Source organism: Paenibacillus sp. EB106-05-06-XG162, assembly GCF_058791655.1.
In genome coordinates this window covers 72,711-89,485 of sequence record NZ_JBYTDT010000012.1, presented here as the reverse complement: position 1 = coordinate 89,485, position 16,775 = coordinate 72,711, and the positions used below count along the sequence as shown (strand labels likewise).

16 protein-coding genes are annotated in these 16,775 nt (G+C 46.1%); 13 read left to right on the top strand and 3 right to left on the bottom strand.

The features are described from left to right. The first annotated feature begins 10 nt into the window (after positions 1–10). Together AC3WU2_RS22080 and AC3WU2_RS22075 are read left to right on the top strand one after the other, a co-directional pair. On the top strand, positions 11–1,012 hold the full coding sequence (locus tag AC3WU2_RS22080) for a hypothetical protein (RefSeq protein WP_492457162.1): 1,002 nt from the start codon (positions 11–13) through the stop codon (positions 1,010–1,012). 328 nt (positions 1,013–1,340) lie between these two features. Then, positions 1,341–4,562 (top strand): metallophosphoesterase, encoded by a 3,222-nt coding sequence (locus AC3WU2_RS22075; RefSeq protein ID WP_492457161.1) that lies wholly within the window; start codon positions 1,341–1,343, stop codon positions 4,560–4,562. A gap of 259 nt (positions 4,563–4,821) precedes the next feature. Here the strand turns inward: AC3WU2_RS22075 and AC3WU2_RS22070 are convergent, their stop codons facing one another. Further along, complete coding sequence (locus tag AC3WU2_RS22070) at positions 4,822–5,718, bottom strand: C40 family peptidase (protein ID WP_492457160.1); 897 nt, start codon at positions 5,716–5,718, stop codon at positions 4,822–4,824. A 201-nt stretch (positions 5,719–5,919) separates the two neighbouring features. On the opposite strand from AC3WU2_RS22070, the gene AC3WU2_RS22065 reads away from it, so the two are divergent. Both AC3WU2_RS22065 and AC3WU2_RS22060 read left to right on the top strand, forming a co-directional pair. Then, a complete protein-coding gene (locus AC3WU2_RS22065; protein ID WP_492457159.1) occupies positions 5,920–6,564 on the top strand; it encodes a TetR/AcrR family transcriptional regulator in 645 nt (214 codons plus the stop codon). Positions 6,565–6,568: 4 nt separating this feature from the next. Beyond that, positions 6,569–7,249, top strand: a complete 681-nt coding sequence (locus tag AC3WU2_RS22060) for an MBL fold metallo-hydrolase (RefSeq protein WP_018756239.1) — start codon at positions 6,569–6,571, stop codon at positions 7,247–7,249. Between the two features lie 87 nt (positions 7,250–7,336). Here AC3WU2_RS22060 and AC3WU2_RS22055 read toward each other — a convergent pair whose 3' ends face one another. Together AC3WU2_RS22055 and AC3WU2_RS22050 are read right to left on the bottom strand one after the other, a co-directional pair. Continuing rightward, positions 7,337–7,582 (bottom strand): HD family phosphohydrolase, encoded by a 246-nt coding sequence (locus tag AC3WU2_RS22055; RefSeq protein WP_314585656.1) that lies wholly within the window; start codon positions 7,580–7,582, stop codon positions 7,337–7,339. Further along, entirely contained in the window at positions 7,579–7,902 is a 324-nt protein-coding gene (locus tag AC3WU2_RS22050) for a YbjQ family protein (protein ID WP_314585655.1), read from the bottom strand. The genes AC3WU2_RS22055 and AC3WU2_RS22050 overlap by 4 nt, the downstream gene beginning before the upstream one ends. 345 nt (positions 7,903–8,247) lie before the next feature. Here AC3WU2_RS22050 and AC3WU2_RS22045 point away from each other — a divergent pair, with 345 nt between their 5' ends. The 9 genes from AC3WU2_RS22045 (at position 8,248) to AC3WU2_RS22005 (ending at position 16,715) form a co-directional block, all read left to right on the top strand. Further along, positions 8,248–9,135 (top strand): carbohydrate ABC transporter permease, encoded by an 888-nt coding sequence (locus tag AC3WU2_RS22045; protein WP_492457158.1) that lies wholly within the window; start codon positions 8,248–8,250, stop codon positions 9,133–9,135. A 2-nt stretch (positions 9,136–9,137) separates the two neighbouring features. Next, entirely contained in the window at positions 9,138–9,977 is an 840-nt protein-coding gene (locus AC3WU2_RS22040) for a carbohydrate ABC transporter permease (protein WP_314585653.1), read from the top strand. 58 nt (positions 9,978–10,035) lie between these two features. Next, entirely contained in the window at positions 10,036–11,391 is a 1,356-nt protein-coding gene (locus AC3WU2_RS22035; protein ID WP_492457157.1) for an ABC transporter substrate-binding protein, read from the top strand. A 32-nt stretch (positions 11,392–11,423) separates the two neighbouring features. Then, a complete protein-coding gene (locus AC3WU2_RS22030) occupies positions 11,424–12,413 on the top strand; it encodes a LacI family DNA-binding transcriptional regulator (protein ID WP_492457233.1) in 990 nt (329 codons plus the stop codon). Positions 12,414–12,643: 230 nt separating this feature from the next. Then, a complete protein-coding gene (locus AC3WU2_RS22025; protein ID WP_492457156.1) occupies positions 12,644–13,351 on the top strand; it encodes an N-acetylmannosamine-6-phosphate 2-epimerase in 708 nt (235 codons plus the stop codon). Positions 13,352–13,367: 16 nt separating this feature from the next. Beyond that, positions 13,368–14,228 (top strand): MurR/RpiR family transcriptional regulator, encoded by an 861-nt coding sequence (locus AC3WU2_RS22020; RefSeq protein ID WP_492457155.1) that lies wholly within the window; start codon positions 13,368–13,370, stop codon positions 14,226–14,228. A 28-nt stretch (positions 14,229–14,256) separates the two neighbouring features. Next, a complete protein-coding gene (locus tag AC3WU2_RS22015; RefSeq protein WP_492457154.1) occupies positions 14,257–15,195 on the top strand; it encodes an ROK family protein in 939 nt (312 codons plus the stop codon). Positions 15,196–15,234: 39 nt separating this feature from the next. Next, positions 15,235–16,074, top strand: a complete 840-nt coding sequence (locus AC3WU2_RS22010; protein WP_492457153.1) for a sensor histidine kinase — start codon at positions 15,235–15,237, stop codon at positions 16,072–16,074. Further along, entirely contained in the window at positions 16,071–16,715 is a 645-nt protein-coding gene (locus AC3WU2_RS22005) for a response regulator (protein WP_492457152.1), read from the top strand. Before AC3WU2_RS22010 ends, AC3WU2_RS22005 begins: the two co-directional genes overlap by 4 nt. Positions 16,716–16,775 lie beyond the last annotated feature (60 nt).

Genomic DNA, 16,775 nt, shown 5'->3' with positions numbered 1-16,775 from the left:
GGGATAACTTTTGCGACGATACATGTTCATAATTACTATATGTTGTGCGTTCTTGTCAGCTTCGGCGTGCAGTTCCAACCCAGGGGCTAGCCCGAATAACGTCTCTTCGACGCCAATCGTAACGCCGCCCAAGGAAACACCGAAAGACAACGAGACGAAGCCACAAGAGAAGCTGGAAGCTTTGCTGCAGAAGGAATTGTCGCAGACGAAGGATGCAGCCGATGCTGTGGGCTTAACGGAGCGCTACATGAAAGGGGCTACGACAGAACAAGCAGATCAAATGTTCATGCTGCTTGAAGGTTTTTATGGAGCTCATCTGCAAGAGGCCGAAACGCAAGTGAGTCGTCCCGAAGTGCAGCAAAAGCTGGTAAAATTAACGCTACCGATCACCTTGGAACAAGCTTCGCAATGGAAGGATGCTGATCTGAAGGATCTATTATCGAATCTACTGAAAGGGAAATATAAGCTAGAATCAGAGGAAGGGATGATCTTCCCTGTCGTGGATTATGAAGCTTTAAAGTCTTTCCAACCGAGTGTATCGAAACCAATGCAAGACTATATCACATTAATGGCGGACGATTCCAATCGGCCTGTTGCAAAGGATGCGGGCCTCTTTATTCCTCGCGAAGATCTGATTCAGAGGACACTGCATGCAGAGAAGTTTCTGACTTCTTATCCAGATTCCCCCCGTTATGACCGGATCAAGCAGCTGTATTTGAATGAACTGCAAATGATCTTGTTCGGGTTGGATAATACGCCGACATACGATTGGGAGACGTTCAAGATTCAGGCGGAGATGAAGCAAGAATTGCAGAAGCTCGCACAGGATCGTGAGAACACGCTAACTGGAGATATGGTCAAGGAATTCCTCGCCGTTCTAAAGCTATCGAAGGATCAGTTGTATGTGAAGGATCAAGGTGAACAGAAGGATGTCCCAGAGGTTCGCGCTTATATGGATCAGATGGATCAACGTGTTGATACGCTGATCAGAACAAGAACGACGGAAGGCTGATAGGACGATCCGTCAAGGATAACGAACGTCTGGCTTACTGTTTTGGTGTCTGATTTTCTATAATCAAGTTGAATGGAGAATAAATATCACTGTTGATTTTGGCAGTGGTATTTTTTCGAAATAAATACATCTGATTTCATGTTCTTATTATATGAGAAACACAATATATTAAAAGCGCATGATGGCAACTGTTATATGTGCAACATTTTTATTGTTCAAAAGTTAAAGCGCTTAAATTTTTGGTTTCTGTCAGGGGATTTATTTTGAAGGGAGGTCTTGGAGGGAGATAGGAAAAGAAAGGCCATTATGAAAAGTGAAGGAGATACAAATGAATACAATTTGGGGTAGAAAAACGAAGCGAATCATTTCATTGTTTATGGCGTTTATCGTATTCATCTCATTGCAGTTAAACGGATTCATGTCCGCAGAGGGTAGCGTGGCTCCGGTCACGATCGCAGAATGGAAATACACGTCCAACCCAACGGATCTTGGAATATTCCCTGCTAGTGATGGCGTGTATAAAAAAACATCTATGTTGCACTCTGTCCCTCCTGGGTCATCTTATGATTGGAATAGTGATAATAACGCAATACGTTATCAAGGATGGCATCAAGAAACGGGGAAGGACAAATATTGGCTTGCTGCCGTTCCAACGAAGAACTATAACCATATTACCTTATCTTCAGCGCAACAAGGTAAGGGGACGACGGGCCCCCGGGATTTCAGGGTACAAATCAGCGTAGATCAACAAAACTGGACGAACATCACAGGCGAAGGAACGGAGCTGCCGGATCTTGTATTACATGCAGATACAGCAACGCAATTAAATAACGTTTCGCTCCCAAATATTGCAGATGATCAAGACCTATTATATATTCGTTGGGTCGTCAACTCAGATGTGAGCACCTCGGGGTCGACGATCGGTGAGCATGGATCAAGCCAACTCATCAGTATCACGGTTCATGGAGAATTAACAGGAACAGATCCTCCTACTGAAGTGACACCTCCGAACCCACCAACCGATCCTGAAGGTTCTGAAGTTCCCGGGGCAGGTGTGCTGGAAAAAACGAAGCTAGCTGAATGGATTTTCGCAAATGCAGGAACGAATGGAGCATTCCAGGCAACGGATGGGAAATTCAAGACCACATCCACATTTCGGAACATAGGTGGTTATTACGAGGATTACGACAGCAGCCAGAAAGCGATAAGTTATCAGGGCTGGAATAATGGGAATGGAACGAAATACTGGCAGGCGACTGTGTCTACGAAAGGCTATGACAATATCACGTTATCTTCACAGCAGAACTCTTCAGGTACCGGCCCCCGTGATTTCAAAGTCCAAATCAGCACGAACAACACCACATGGACGGATGTACCGAATACAACGTTGAAGATGGTCGTCTCCAGCTTCAATTGTGCAAGTAATACGTGTAAGTTGGTGGAAGTTCCCCTACCATCGAATGCGAATGATCAGGATGTACTGCACATCCGTTGGATCGTGAGTTCAAATACCAATACCAACGGATCGAGTGGGATTGGCAGCACGGGCTCCAGCAGAATCAAGGAGATACGCATATCAGGAAGCGCGATAACGGGTGGTCCTGTGGGCACTCCAACAGAAGCCCTATCAAAGACGCCAACAGCCGGTGCAACCAATGTGGCGGTGGCAGCTCCAGTATCGGTGACCTTCAATAAACCTGTCGCGATCAATTCGGGAGTGAGCGTCACCATTGTAGATAGCACCAATGTATCGTTGGATTCGGTTACTTCTGAAATTATTAATAACAATACACTGAACATCCAGCATCCTGCGTTTGTGAACGGGAAAACGTACACCGTCAAAGTGCCCAAGGCACTCATCAAGGGAAGAGATGACCAGGTTTTACTTGCAAGTGATATTTCATGGAGTTTTACGATTCAGGGCACGACGAGTCCTCCTTCAGTACCGAAGCTGATTAACATGACATTTCATGGGGATTCCAAGACAACCCGTGCATTCACATGGTATACAGATGTAATGACGAACTCGGTCGTACAGGTCGTAGAAGCTAGTAAAGTGCAAGGAAGCAATTTCCCCGAGAATGAAGCCTTGGTATTTACAGGCAGCGCAGAAGAAATCCAGACTTTTGTAACGAAGGCTGACCGGACGTCCAATAAGAAGAAGAAATTTATAACGCATAAAGCGATTGCTAACAACCTGGCACCAGGGACGGTGTACAAATACCGTGTGGGTAGTGGATCAGCAGATAGTTGGAGCGCTATCGGCAAGTTCCAGACCGATGCACTTGGCAATCAGCCATTTCGTTTTATAGTTGGATCTGATTCACAAGCTTCAAGTAAATCAGACTTTGAGCCATGGGCAGATACATTCCGAAAAGCCATTGCAACGATTGGTGACCCTAAATTTCTGATTAACGCAGGGGATCTCGTAGATAATGGAGATTTGGAAGAGCAATGGCAGTGGATGTTAGGCCTTCCGCCGAATGAACTGCTGAATGTGCCGATTGTTCCTGTTCTGGGAGGCCATGAGGTTCAGGATTATGACGGCGATGAGACCACACCGAACGCTAACTTCTATAACCATTTCAATTTACCTAAGAAGGTCATAGCCAATACGGACGATGGTTCCGTCTATTCCTTCGAATATGGAGATGCGCTAATCCTTGTGTTCAACTCCCAATACGCCGGCAAGTTAGCGAGCAATGGCAGTGTGCAATCTGTGGATCAGCAATTTACGGATCAGCTCGAATGGATGAGATACGTCGTAGCGAAAAGTGATGCGAAATGGAAATTTGTTACGTTCCACAAAGGACCCTACTCAGCAGGGGACAACGCAGGCGAGTGGGAAGATGACCGCGTTCAATTTTACAGAAAAGTCCTGATTCCTGTATTTGATGAAATGGGAATCGATATGGTGTTTGAAGCGCATGATCATATGTATATGAGGTCATTCCAGATGATTGGCGACAAAGCCATCCCTACGAATCAACTGACCTTCGATGCGCAAGGGAATGCGATTAATCCTAAAGGCACGATTTATCTCATGTCCAACGCATTCGGCGATAAATTTTATGAAAAGTATCCGGGTTACAATGATTTCTTTGCAGCGGTTAATAAGCAGCCGTTCAAAAAAATGTTTACAGATGTATCGGTCTCAAGTGATGTCCTTCAGTTTACGGCTTATACCGCAGCGAAGAGTGATGAGAAGTCAGGTGATAATGGCGTGAAGGCATATGATCACTACGGAATCAAGCGAACGGACACGAAACCTGCGAAGGTGGAGGCTGCGAGTGTAGGGGTTAGCGGCAATAAAGCCGTTATTTCATGGAAGCCCCCTATAGCTGGAGGTGAACCCGTAAGAGGCTATAGAATCTATGAGAAGAATGGCAAGGTCAAAGCTTACTGGAGTATTTATGTACCCGCGGTAGCCGGTAAAACGGATTACAGCTTCACGGTTAACAATATAAATGCAGCGAATAAGTATGATTTTATCGTGAGAGCCGTTGGAACTAGGATCAACTCAGATCCGGTAGAGGTCAGCACACCTTAGGGTACTCTGTAATTGTAGGTTTCAAATAGGTGGAAATAAGAAAGCAGTTCACATGGGCTGCTTTTTTTATTTCTGAAAAGTCTCTGTTTTGTGAGGTCTACCTGAGCTCCCCTTACGTGTATCTGTAAGTCCATCTGGTTTTCTCCCCGAACTTTTATTTCTTTCGTATATAGAAAGTACCCCGAAGGGTAGACCTTTTTTAGGTGTCTACTCTATGGGGTACATTTCACTGAGATCATGTCCTTTTTTTGTGCGCTTCCTACAATACTCTGCGGATGAATAACAGAGTCTCCGCCCAATGCCCGGAGGTTATATTGCTGATTTGGACGCCGGGATCTCCCCAGGTATGAATGATTTTTCCATTCCCCATATAAATACCAACATGTCCTGGAATGCTAGCATCGTTGAATCGACCAGGTACTCGGAAGAATACGAGGTCGCCCGTCGCCATATTGCTCTTCGTGACAGGTGTTCCCATGTTACCTTGATCCCTTGCGAGACGTGGTAAACTAACCCCGAAATTAATGAACACATGCTGAGTAAAAGAGGAACAATCGAATTTTTTGGATTGGGCATACGGCTGAGCTCCAAAATCATAAGGTGTCCCCAGATAGTTACGCGCATAATTGACAACCGCCTCAGGATTCGTGCCTCCATTACTAAGTGGACGGATTCCATGAACACTTTGCGTTTTTATATGGGAATTGATTGGTCCTTTGTCTTGTAAATTGCCGATGATCATTTTGCGTTGATTTTTATTCCAATACATCTTCGTCTGCAAGAGTTCGGACAAGGCATTCGTCGACATATATAATCGACCTTTTAGGCGAACTGGCGCTTGACTTAAGGTAACAGGCGAGCCGAGGGATGTGGCTTCCAAATTGTCGGTCTGTACCTCGTACATCGGATCAGTGTATCCGATCAGGGTCCGGTTTCTTGTCTCATGCAGTTGGAAACCTAAGGATTGAACCGCTTGCTTGACAGGGACCCATACGGTACCGTCTTTCTCCGTGAGGACTACCTGATCGTGAAAGCTGCCAGAGGCGTTGTAGGTTTTGGGATGATCCATTGGTTTGCTGCAAGAAGTGAATACAAGACAAATACATGTCAACATCAATAAGGTTCGTAGGCGGTGAGTTCGAGATTTCTTGGACATTGTAGCAGTCACTCCCGTATGTTATGTTTTTTCTATTTTGTGATAAATAATCATCTTCTATGTAACGTGCAACTTTCGATGATGTTTTGGTGCGTCAAATTGCATTTCTATAAAATGGGTTGACAAAATAATTGGTGTCGCATAATATATAACCAACGGTTAGTAACCAATGGTTAGTTACGAAGTTGAGGAGGTTTCCTGGTGAATCAGACACCATCGAAAATAAAAGGTACACGTGCTGAAGAGACAAAACAACGGATCCTGCGTGCTGCAGGGGAGTTATTTGAAGAGAAGGGTTTTCAAGCAGTTACGATGAGAGAAATTGCCAAGCAGGCAGGATGTTCACATACGGCGATCTATATGCATTGCAAGGATAAGGAGGATCTGCTGCATCAATTGGTGATCCCACCCCTTACGGAGTTTAAAACGGAAGCGCATAAACTACTCCACTCCGGGAACGAGTCACGCAGCGTGCTGCAGCAGATCAGTATGAAATGGATTGCGTTCTGCTTGAAGCATCGCAGCATCGCATCCGTATTGATTACAATCAGGTCTGTTCGAGTGGATGAAGCTGAACCTGAATTGCCGCTCAATCAGCTGCGTCTTGATATTTACCGCCAACTTGAAGAGGTGCTTATCACGAATTTACCAAGTAAGCTTACAGCAGAGCAGCGCCTTACTTGTTCACGAATCTATTTCTACATGTTAATGGGAATTGTGCATACGTATATCGATAATGAAGAGGGCACGCCAGTGCTGATGGAACGTCTTACACCAATCATTGAGACAACAATGGATGTCATGATCGCGGGAATGATTCAACAATTTACAGTAAAGGGAGAGTAATAATATGAAGTGGACACAAGTATCGGAGCAAATTTGGAGAGGTAAAGGATGGCTCATTTTCCCGTTCATTCCTGTTCATGTGTGGTTAGTCCGTGATGAGGCGGAAGGTGGCTGGACACTAGTAGATGCGGGAATGAAGAACATGGCACAAGGGGTATTGGCGCATGTCAAACAATTGAATAAGGGACCGATTCGCACGATTGTATTGACGCACGGACATATTGATCATGTGGGTGTCATTGATGCAATTGTGGAGGAGACAGGCGCGAAGGTCTTTGCTTATGCAGAAGAGATTCCATATATGGAAGGTGAGCGGATGTATCCGCGCCGTAAGAAGATGGAGTTCAATGTGAAACGCGGACTCGCTCAGCCGTTGCCTGTGAATGAGCAAGGAGAATTATTACCAGTCGGTGGGCTTACACCCTATTTCGCACCTGGGCATTCGCCAGGACACGTCGTCTTCTATCATGAAGGCGATGAGATCTTGCTCGCAGGAGATCTATTCACTTCCAATCGCAGTGGGAGCAAATTGAAACGTCCGATGCCAATGTTCACCGCCGATATGGATCAGGCCATGAAGAGCGCACGTATTGTAGAAAAACTGAAGCCAAGACAGCTTGAAGTATGTCATGGGAGTGCTGTACTGAATCCGGTCAGTCAGTTACAGGCGTATCTTAACGTGTAAGGAAAAGCTGGACATCAAGGAAATGTAATAAAAATGGAGCCGCAATGCGCGGCTCCATTTTACATAGGGTACGAATAAGTTCGATATTCATTTATCATCAATGACGACGTATTCACGTTCGCCGGTCTTGGGGTTGAAGTAAACTTGATAGGTCAAGCCATCCTTCGGATCGACGAATATTTCATTCGTTTTGATATAGTCCCCGGAATAGAGCGGGCTTTTGTCTTGACTGGACTTGCTGCGATACCGCTTGTCATAATATGCCCAGCTCAGCCATAAGAGGATCAGGAAAAGAACAATTTGGAATCCCCAATAGCCGAAGAGCCATATCATGGCAAGCGTCTCACTTTGACTACCGTACCATAGGCCACGATTTCACTCATATTCTGCGCGACTTCACCGCTGTCAAATCGCATCATGACAATGGCATCTCCGCCCATAGCATGCGCGTTCTGTACCATCCGATCCATCGCTTGGCGACGCGCGTCTTCGATCATTTGCGTATATTGTTTGACTTCTCCACCGACAAGCCCCTTTAGGGATGCCATGATATCTCCGCCAATCCCTCGTGCGCGAACGACAACGCCAAACGTAGGACCAAGGACTTCAACCACTTCGTGACCGGCAATATTCTCTGTTGTTACAACGATCATGTGACCAGCTCCTTTTGTTATGTATTTTTCTCTAAGTCATTCATTAATATTACGTGCAACTTCTAAAAAAAGTTCATTTTAATTTTTCGAAAAAAATTATTGAAATTTTATCCATTGGTGATATGATACTGATATACATCAAAATTAAAGCCCTTTAACTTTCAGGAGTTTATCCAGCATGAATCGCTAGATTCGAAGTAATCCTTGTATCTAATGATAGATTCAAAGTATTTACTGTAAATCTTACGCTGTGTTACCCCTTTAGTTAAAGGCTTTTTTTGTATTCAAAAGTTAAAGCCCTTTAATTTTGATGTTACTAAAAATATAAAGGGGGAGGGTGGCGGGATGAAATTATCCGCATCCGGCAGGGAGAATTTTTATTTCTATCTTTTTATTATGCCGTGGCTTATCGGATTTATTATCTTTGCATTGTACCCAATCGCAGCATCACTCTTTTACAGCTTCACGGATTATGACATCATCAGCTCGCCGAAGTTCGTTGGTCTTGCGAACTATCAAGAACTATTCCAAGACGATTTGTTCTACAAATCCATTTGGGTCACCTTCAAGTACACGATTATTAGTGTGCCGCTTACCCTGATTCTATCGTTAATCTTCGCCATGCTGATCAATCAGAAAATTCCAGCCAAAGGGTTCTTCCGAACAGCCATGTATTTCCCCAGTATGGTGTCCGGGGTATCAATGTCCTTGCTCTGGTTCTGGATCTTCAATCCCCAAATCGGATTTTTCAACTACATCTTGTCATGGTTCGGGGTGAAGCCTCAGCTCTGGTTCTTGGATGAGCACCTCGCATTGTGGGCGTTAATTATTATGTCCTTCTGGGGAATGGGTGCAGGGATGCTGATCTTCCTCGCAGCACTACAAGGTGTACCTGCAAGTTTGTTAGAAGCCGCGAAGCTTGATGGCGCTAGTCGGTGGTCTACGTTCTGGAACGTCACCTTCCCGATGATTTCTCCGATCTTCTTGTTCCAACTCATCATGGCGATTATCGAATCCTTCCAAGTGTTTACGCCAGCATATGTTATGACCCAAGGCGGTCCGAATTACTCCACGCGATTTTACGTCTATCATTTATACGAATCTGCCTTTAAGAACTTCCGGTTAGGCTATGCGTCTGCCATGGCTTGGCTGCTCCTCATCGCTGTATTGATCATCACGTATATCATCATGAAGACATCTAATCGCTATGTGTACTACGAGGGGGGCAAATAATCATGATGAACAGACAACTCATCAGCCGGGGGCTCGCATTCCTTATTCTGATTGTGTGTACGGCAGCGATGATCTCACCGATCTTTTTCATGATCTCGACGTCACTCAAGACCAAAAGTGAAATGCTGTTATTTCCGCCAACGTGGATCCCGCAATCATTTCAATGGGAGAATTTCAAGGAATTGTTCACGAACGATGAAATTAAATTCGGCGTGCTGTATCAGAACAGTATCATCATTGCTGTGTTGACGGTTATTGGAACCGTTTTCTCATCGGCCGTTGTCGCCTATGGATTCTCGCGATACCGAGGTAAAGGCCGGAATCTCATGTTTATGTTGATGATCTCGACGATGATGCTGCCTTATCCGGCGATTATGATCCCGCAATTTTTATTGTTTTCGGAAATGAATTGGATGGATACGTTCTTGCCGTTAATTGTTCCAGCTTTTTTCGGGTCCGCGTATCAAATTTTCTTATTGCGGCAGTTCTTTAATACCTTACCGAATGAGCTGTATGATTCCGGCAAAATCGATGGCGCGTCAGAACTGAGGATGTTCCGCAGTATTGCCTTACCGTTGTCTGGTCCCGCACTTGCGACGGTTGCAATCTTCTCCTTCGTATGGAGTTGGAATGATCTATTGGCTCCGGTCTTGTATTTGAATTCGCAGGAGAAATTCACGCTTCCGATCGGAATGGCGGCCATGATTTCTTCGAAATTCCGAATAGCACCTTGGAACTTGCTCATGTGTGCTGCGATTATGGCGGTTATTCCTGTTGTGGCGTTGTTCGCTGTTGCGCAGAAACGATTTACCGAAGGGATTGTACTTACTGGTATTAAATAATTGTTCTTCGATTCATTCATGTATACAAATTGTACAAATTGCTAAGGGGGATATAAGAATGAAAAATGGTCGTAAATTGTGGTTTGTTTTGTTAGCAACATCGATGCTATTAACACTCTTCTTGTCTGCATGTGGGAAGGGTGGTTCTTCGGAAGGAAGCAGCTCGGATCCCGTGACGATTACGTACTATACGATTGATTCGCCGGACCGCACGTTCGTGGAGAAGTTGATTCCAGATTTCGAGAGCAAACACCCGAACATTAAAGTCAAAGTCGATAAAGCACCATACGAGCAATTTGATTCCAAGCTGCAAGCGAATATTGCTGCCAAAAAATCGCCAGACATCACATCCCACTTCGGTTATGGCGGCTTTATGGAATATTACAATAAGGGGCTGCTGACAGATCTTACGGATATTATGAAGGCAGATAACTTTAAGGCATCGGATTACGGTATTCAAGACGAATTGATGAACATCTATAAAGTGGATGGCAAGACCTATGGTATTCCTTCGAACAACTACGTCACGTTGATGCTGTATAACAAGGATATGTTCGACAAAGCGGGCGTATCGTATCCGCCATCGGATTATGAAGATAAGAGCTGGACATTCGACAAAATGATTGAGCTGGCGAAGAAATTAACGGTGGTATCCGATGATATTACGAAGACGCAGTATGGTGTCGATTTCGGATGGGGCGAACTCGATATGCGTCCGGCATATTTCGGCGCCAAAGTGTATTCGGATGACGCGTGGACGAATGGCGGCAAGCCAAGCGAGACGTATTTCGGCTCGCCTGAAGCGATCGCAGCCTACCAGAAGTGGATTGGGCTGATCTGGGATCAGAAGGTAGCACCTCCTCCTGCCTTCTCCAAAGCCGTAGCCGGACAATTCGGCGATCCGTTCCTCTCTGGTAAAATCGGAATGTCGGTTGTTGGTTCATGGAGTCTAGCAAGTCAGAAGGACTTTAACTTCAAAGTCGGTGTTGCAGCGGTACCGATTGGTGGGAACAAAGACGTGCGCAGCGTGCTCTATGTTGATCCATTGTTCGTCTTGAAAGATTCCAAGCACCCGAAAGAAGCATATGAGTTCATTAAATACATGCTCACGACAGAGGTACAGGAAAAGTCGATTGAGTTAAGCGGCGGAACGCCTCCAGTCAATGACAATGCCAAAGAGAAATATTATAATAGCTTCGAGGGTGTTGATCCTCAAGTGATCAAGCAAGTGTATGAAGGTGCTAACAAATATGGTGTCGAATCGTATAATCATCTAATCTCGAATTATTCGCAATTGAACGAGCTGCTCATTAATGAATTCCAGTCCGTTCAGAATGGAGATCAGAAGGTTGAAGCGGCACTGCCTGGCATCCAAGATAAAATCACAAAATTGTTGAAGCGTCTGAATAAATAGGGTTTGCCCTATAGTGGGTGGAGAGAATCGTGATGAAGGTCAGTATTTTTGATGTGGCAAAAAAATCAGGTTTATCCGTCGTCACGGTATCCCGGGTTCTGAATAATTCACCTTCTGTTCGCGAGAAAAATCGGCAAAGGGTGCTCGATGCTGTCAAGGAACTGGACTATGTTCCAAATGCGGCTGCAAGAACGCTAGCTCGCGGGAAGACACGTATCGTCGGTCTCATTGCAACGACATTACATGACTCTTTTCTGGATGAAATTATGCATGAGATTACATCAGAATTAGAATCACATGGATATTTCCTGGTGCTGTCTGTATCCAAGGATAAAGAAGATAAGAATCCTTACTTGATTCAAGAAGAGCGTGTGGATGGCCTTATCATCCTCTCACCGATTCATGAGTTGGATTACGTGACGGAATTGAAGAAAAGAAAGCTTCCCTTCGTACTGGTCGATAACCAGCTGAACATTCCGTCCGTTTCCAGTGTGATCGTCGACAATGATCAGGGTGGATATGATGCAACGAAATATTTGATTGAATTAGGCCATACGCGTATCGCGCATATTCGTGGGCCGCATGTATTCCGAAGCTCCATTGACCGTGAGAAAGGTTTTCTTCGCGCGTTATCAGAAGCTGGATTAGAACCTTTTATCGTGGAGGAAGCAGAATTTTCGATTGCAGAGGGGTATGATATTGTTCGGAAATGGATTCAAGAGGATCGGCTGCCGACGGCCATTTTTGCTGGGGATGATAATCTTGCCTTTGGTGCGATTAATGCATTGTCCGAAGCGGGAATCCGTGTGCCGGATCAAGTATCAATCGTTGGATTCGATGATCAGTATCTTGCGGAGGCGCTCAGGCCGCACTTAACGACGGTTAGGCAGCCTGCGACGCAGATTGCGAGGACAGCTGTCGATCTAATCATGAAGCAAATTCAAGGCACAAGCAAACGGAACACGATCGTCAAGCTGCAGCCAGAGCTCATTGTTAGAGATTCAACGCGCAGTATCCGGTAGATATGTGCCATGCTAGAGAACGAGTGTGGATGAAGCGAGGACCCTTTGTAGTAAGGGGCTCGCCCTCATTCGCCCTCGTTTTTTTGTGTATAAAAATGGTTTACAGTGCGTGCTGGCGATGATAAGATTTGGAGGAAACGACCGTTATTGGCATGAAAAATGGAGGATAACTCCGAAAAACTATTGAGTCTACGTTGTTCACCAAATCTATCAGCTGGGACGTGTATAAAATGAATCGACAGGATCTTATTCAACGTTTTGCAGGGAAATTGATTGTCTCGTGTCAGGCATTATCGGGGGAAGCCTTGCATGGGAGTGATGTGATGGCCAAGATGGCTGTAGCCGCGGCACGCGGTGGAGCAGCAGGTATTCGGGCGAATTCGCCTGTAGATATTGCTGCAATCCGGGAGCAAGTGGATTTACCGATTATCGGCCTCTGGAAATGCGATTATCCAGATTCAGAAGTCTATATAACCCCGAAATATAACGATGTCGAAGCGGTTGTAAAGGCAGGGGCGGACATCGTAGCAATGGATGCGACTTTACGGGAGAGACCGGATGGCGAGAAGTTGGAGGATATTGTCCGGAAGGTGAAGGCTAATTATTCGTGTCTATTGATGGCGGATATCTCGACCCTTGAAGAAGGCCTTGAGGCTTATCGTCTTGGCTTTGACATTATATCGACAACACTATCTGGCTATACCGATTACAGTCCAGCGATTGCAGGACCTGATATGGAACTCGTTCAGGAATTATCGAAGCAAGTGCCTATTCCTGTGTTTGCTGAAGGACGCATTAACACGCCTGAACAGGCAGCGGCAATGCTCCAGATGGGTGCGTATGCTGTTGTCGTCGGTGGAGCGATTACGAGACCACAGAGCATAACCGAGCGATTCGTCGATACAATCCATGAAAGTCGAAGAGCCGCATCGGAATAAAGGAGAACGAATAGCATTGAACAAAGGAAATGAAGGATCGAATACGTTAGTACTGATCGATAGCATGTATAAGTCATTGTCTCGTACCGAGCAGAAGATTGCAGATTATATTAAAAGTGAACCAGAGACCGTAGTCTATGCGACGTTGACTGATTTGGCGGAAAAAGCAGGAGCGGGAGACACATCCGTCCTTCGGTTGTGTCGGAAGCTTGGTTTTCAAGGCTATCAGGAGTTCAAATTGTCTCTTGCACAAGAACTGGTTCATCGCGTAACAAGCGAAGATGGAGATGTTCACGAGGATGATTCCCTTGCTACCATTGCTAGTAAGATCACGTCGGAGAATAAGTCGTTTTTGGAGAATACATTAGCGCTATTAGATACGCAAGAAATGCAGAAAGCGATCGATGCGATGCAGCGGGCGGGTAAAATCTATTTTATCGGCGTGGGGTCTTCCGCCTATACGGCTGAGGATGCGAAGTATCGATTCATGCGGCTCGGCTTCAATACGGAGTGTATAACCGATTCGCATGTGATGGCGATGGCCGCGACATTAATGCGTCCGAATGATGTGTTGTTTGCGGTGTCTACGTCAGGGAGCACGAAGGATGTGGTAGATACGGTTCGATCCGCGAAGGAGAATGGAGCGTTTTTCGTATGTCTTACGAGCCATGCCAAATCTCCCATTACGCAATATGCGGATGCGGTGCTGCTCTCGTATACCAAGGAAAATCCGCTAGAAGGCGGAGCGTTCAAATCGAAGATTACGCAAATTCATGTGCTCGATATTCTAACGACGGCAACTTCAATACAGTGTAAGGAACAGACGAATCGTGCCATTGAACGGACGGCGAAGGCGGTTATGGATAAACTATATTAAATTGTGGCGCTGAAGGGGGAAGAATGAGATGCGGAGAGGCTCAATTGGGATCGATATTGGTGGTACGAACATTAAGGCGGGAATCGCCTTGGACAACGGTGAACTATGCTATACGGACAGAATGCCGACCGAGGCAGCGAGCGGATCGTCCTCTTTGCTTAATCGATTGCAGGAGATGATCCGTTCTTTGATTGCGAAGGCGGAGGAACTGGATGTTCAGCTCCTTGGCGTTGGGGTTGGGACGGCAGGGCAGGTGCAGCATAGCACGGGTCGCGTGACGGGTGCTACGGGCAATTTGCCGGGATGGGCGGATGCACTGTCGGCAGAATGGGTACGACAAGTCTCGGGACTGCCAGCCGTGGTTGATAACGATGTCAATGCAGCCGCTTTGGGAGAAGCTTGGATAGGAGCAGGGCAAGCGTGGAACGACTTTGTGTGCATTACGCTTGGCACGGGTGTTGGAGGCTGTGTCATTCTGAATAAGCAGCCATTCCGAGGTAGAGATGGATACGCAGGAGAAGTGGGCCATCAAGTGATTGTTCACGGTGGTGTGTCTTGCAACTGTGGCAACGCGGGCTGTTATGAGCAATATGCATCTGTAACGGCATTGATTAGGCAGATGAAGACCGCAGCAGAGCAGGGTGGTCCAGACTTTGGCACGCCGGAGCTGCTGTTCGAAGCTGCACGGCAAGGCGATGCAGCTGCGCTTGAGATCGTTGACAATTATTCGGAGTTTATCGCCGTTGGGCTTGCGAACCTCTTGAATATTTTTAATCCTTCGGCGATGATTATTGGGGGCGCGATTACCGCACAAGGCGAATTTTTATTCGACAGAATTAGATCTGCAGTAAATAATAAAGTGATGCAGGTGTATCGAGATTCGGAGACCGTTCCGATTGTTCCTGCACAGCTCGGCGATCACGCAGGGATTGTCGGTGCAGCTCGGCTTGTGTATCTTCAAGGTTGAGGGAATCGCGGTAACAACGAATAAAGGAAATGAGGCTTCATGTCTTATAAATCGCTTAAATGGATGATATTATGCATCCCGACGATTACGATTGGGCTCTGGGAGTATGCGCGGCATACGTTCTTGCTGCCTTATATCTCGATGGAGTTAGGCAATGTGCTCGCCACGGTGATCGTATTCTTGGTGACGATTACGATGATGCGCGGCTTGTTCAAGAAGATGGAAGAGACACAAGAGAAGCTGAACGAAGAGCGGATGGTCAAGGCGGCGTTGCAAGAACGCGAGAAGCTTGCGCGTGAGCTGCATGATGGCATCTCGCAATCATTGTTCATGCTCTCGGTGAAACTCGACCAATTGGAGATGGCGAAGTCTGACCAGGAGCGTAACGACAAATTGGACAAGCTCCGCGAGAAGGTGCGATATGTCTATGAGGATGTAAGACAAGCGATCGGCAATCTGCAGACCGAACCAGAAGCTGCGGATTTGCCTTGGTCGCAGTCGCTCTTGACGATGATTGAGGAATTCAAGCGCGAGACTGGTGTGGAAGTCCATCTCCAATGGCAGCTGTCCGAAGACCCGCTATCGGCCAAGGAAAAGATCGAGCTGTTCGCCTGCCTGCGTGAGGCGCTGATGAATGTTCAGAAGCATGCGCAGGCGACGAAGGTATGGTTGACAGGCCAATCGAATAGCGATGGATTTCAGTGCGAGTTGAAAGACAATGGGCGAGGATTCACAGAATATCCTTATGAGCTTAAAGGGAAATACGGGTTGCAAATGATGAAGGATCGCGCAGGGCAAATGGGCTGGAAGCTTGCGTTTCTGCGTGAAGAGGGATTTACGGTGGTTCGGATTCAGAAAGGAAAGGAGGAAACGGAATGAAGGCGTTTCGAGTGTTGATTGTAGATGACCATGCACATGGTCGTGAAGGGATGCGGGATATTCTATCGATTGATCCTGAATTCGAGGTCGTTGCCGAAGCGAAGAACGGGCTTGAGGCGATCGAATTGACATCGCAGTACATGCCGGATTTAATTTTGATGGACATTTCCATGCCGGAGATGGATGGACTGCAAGCGACCAAACATATTAAAGCCGCGTATCCTTACGTCAAAATTGTTATGGTCACCGTCTCGGATGATATTACACATTTATTCGAGGCATTGAAGCGGGGGGCGCAAGGTTATTTGCTCAAGAACCTCAAGCCATCCGCTTGGCATGAATATTTGCGGGCGATTGCGATTGATGAAGCTCCGATGTCGAAGGAGCTGGCATTCCGGTTATTGCAGGAGTTTCAGCCGCGTGAGCTGAAGCCTGAAGCCGCGCTGAATCCATTGACCGCGAGGGAGAAGGAGATTCTGGAGCGGGTCGCGAAGGGCGAGTCCAATCGCGAGGTAGCCGAGGTGTTGAAGATATCAGAGCATACCGTAAAGAATCATCTCAAAAATATATTGCAGAAATTGCATTTAGAGAATCGTGTTCAGTTAACGCGTTATGCGATTGAGAACGGCCTTATTCTATGATGAAGGTCGTTCCAAATTTTTTTCAAAAAAACTATTGCAAACAATAATCAACCGTGATAT

Bases quoted from the DNA above. Each gene is read 5' to 3' on its own strand.
- AC3WU2_RS22005 (WP_492457152.1), top strand. From the start codon at position 16,071: ATGAAGGCGTTTCGAGTGTTGATTGTAGATGACCATGCACATGGTCGT.
- AC3WU2_RS22025 (WP_492457156.1), top strand. From the start codon at position 12,644: ATGAATCGACAGGATCTTATTCAACGTTTTGCAGGGAAATTGATTGTC.
- AC3WU2_RS22035 (WP_492457157.1), top strand. From the start codon at position 10,036: ATGAAAAATGGTCGTAAATTGTGGTTTGTTTTGTTAGCAACATCGATG.
- AC3WU2_RS22055 (WP_314585656.1), bottom strand. From the start codon at position 7,582: ATGATATGGCTCTTCGGCTATTGGGGATTCCAAATTGTTCTTTTCCTG.
- AC3WU2_RS22050 (WP_314585655.1), bottom strand. From the start codon at position 7,902: ATGATCGTTGTAACAACAGAGAATATTGCCGGTCACGAAGTGGTTGAA.
- AC3WU2_RS22060 (WP_018756239.1), top strand. From the start codon at position 6,569: ATGAAGTGGACACAAGTATCGGAGCAAATTTGGAGAGGTAAAGGATGG.
- AC3WU2_RS22030 (WP_492457233.1), top strand. From the start codon at position 11,424: ATGAAGGTCAGTATTTTTGATGTGGCAAAAAAATCAGGTTTATCCGTC.
- AC3WU2_RS22040 (WP_314585653.1), top strand. From the start codon at position 9,138: ATGATGAACAGACAACTCATCAGCCGGGGGCTCGCATTCCTTATTCTG.
- AC3WU2_RS22010 (WP_492457153.1), top strand. From the start codon at position 15,235: ATGTCTTATAAATCGCTTAAATGGATGATATTATGCATCCCGACGATT.
- AC3WU2_RS22070 (WP_492457160.1), bottom strand. From the start codon at position 5,718: ATGTCCAAGAAATCTCGAACTCACCGCCTACGAACCTTATTGATGTTG.
- AC3WU2_RS22015 (WP_492457154.1), top strand. From the start codon at position 14,257: ATGCGGAGAGGCTCAATTGGGATCGATATTGGTGGTACGAACATTAAG.
- AC3WU2_RS22045 (WP_492457158.1), top strand. From the start codon at position 8,248: ATGAAATTATCCGCATCCGGCAGGGAGAATTTTTATTTCTATCTTTTT.
- AC3WU2_RS22075 (WP_492457161.1), top strand. From the start codon at position 1,341: ATGAATACAATTTGGGGTAGAAAAACGAAGCGAATCATTTCATTGTTT.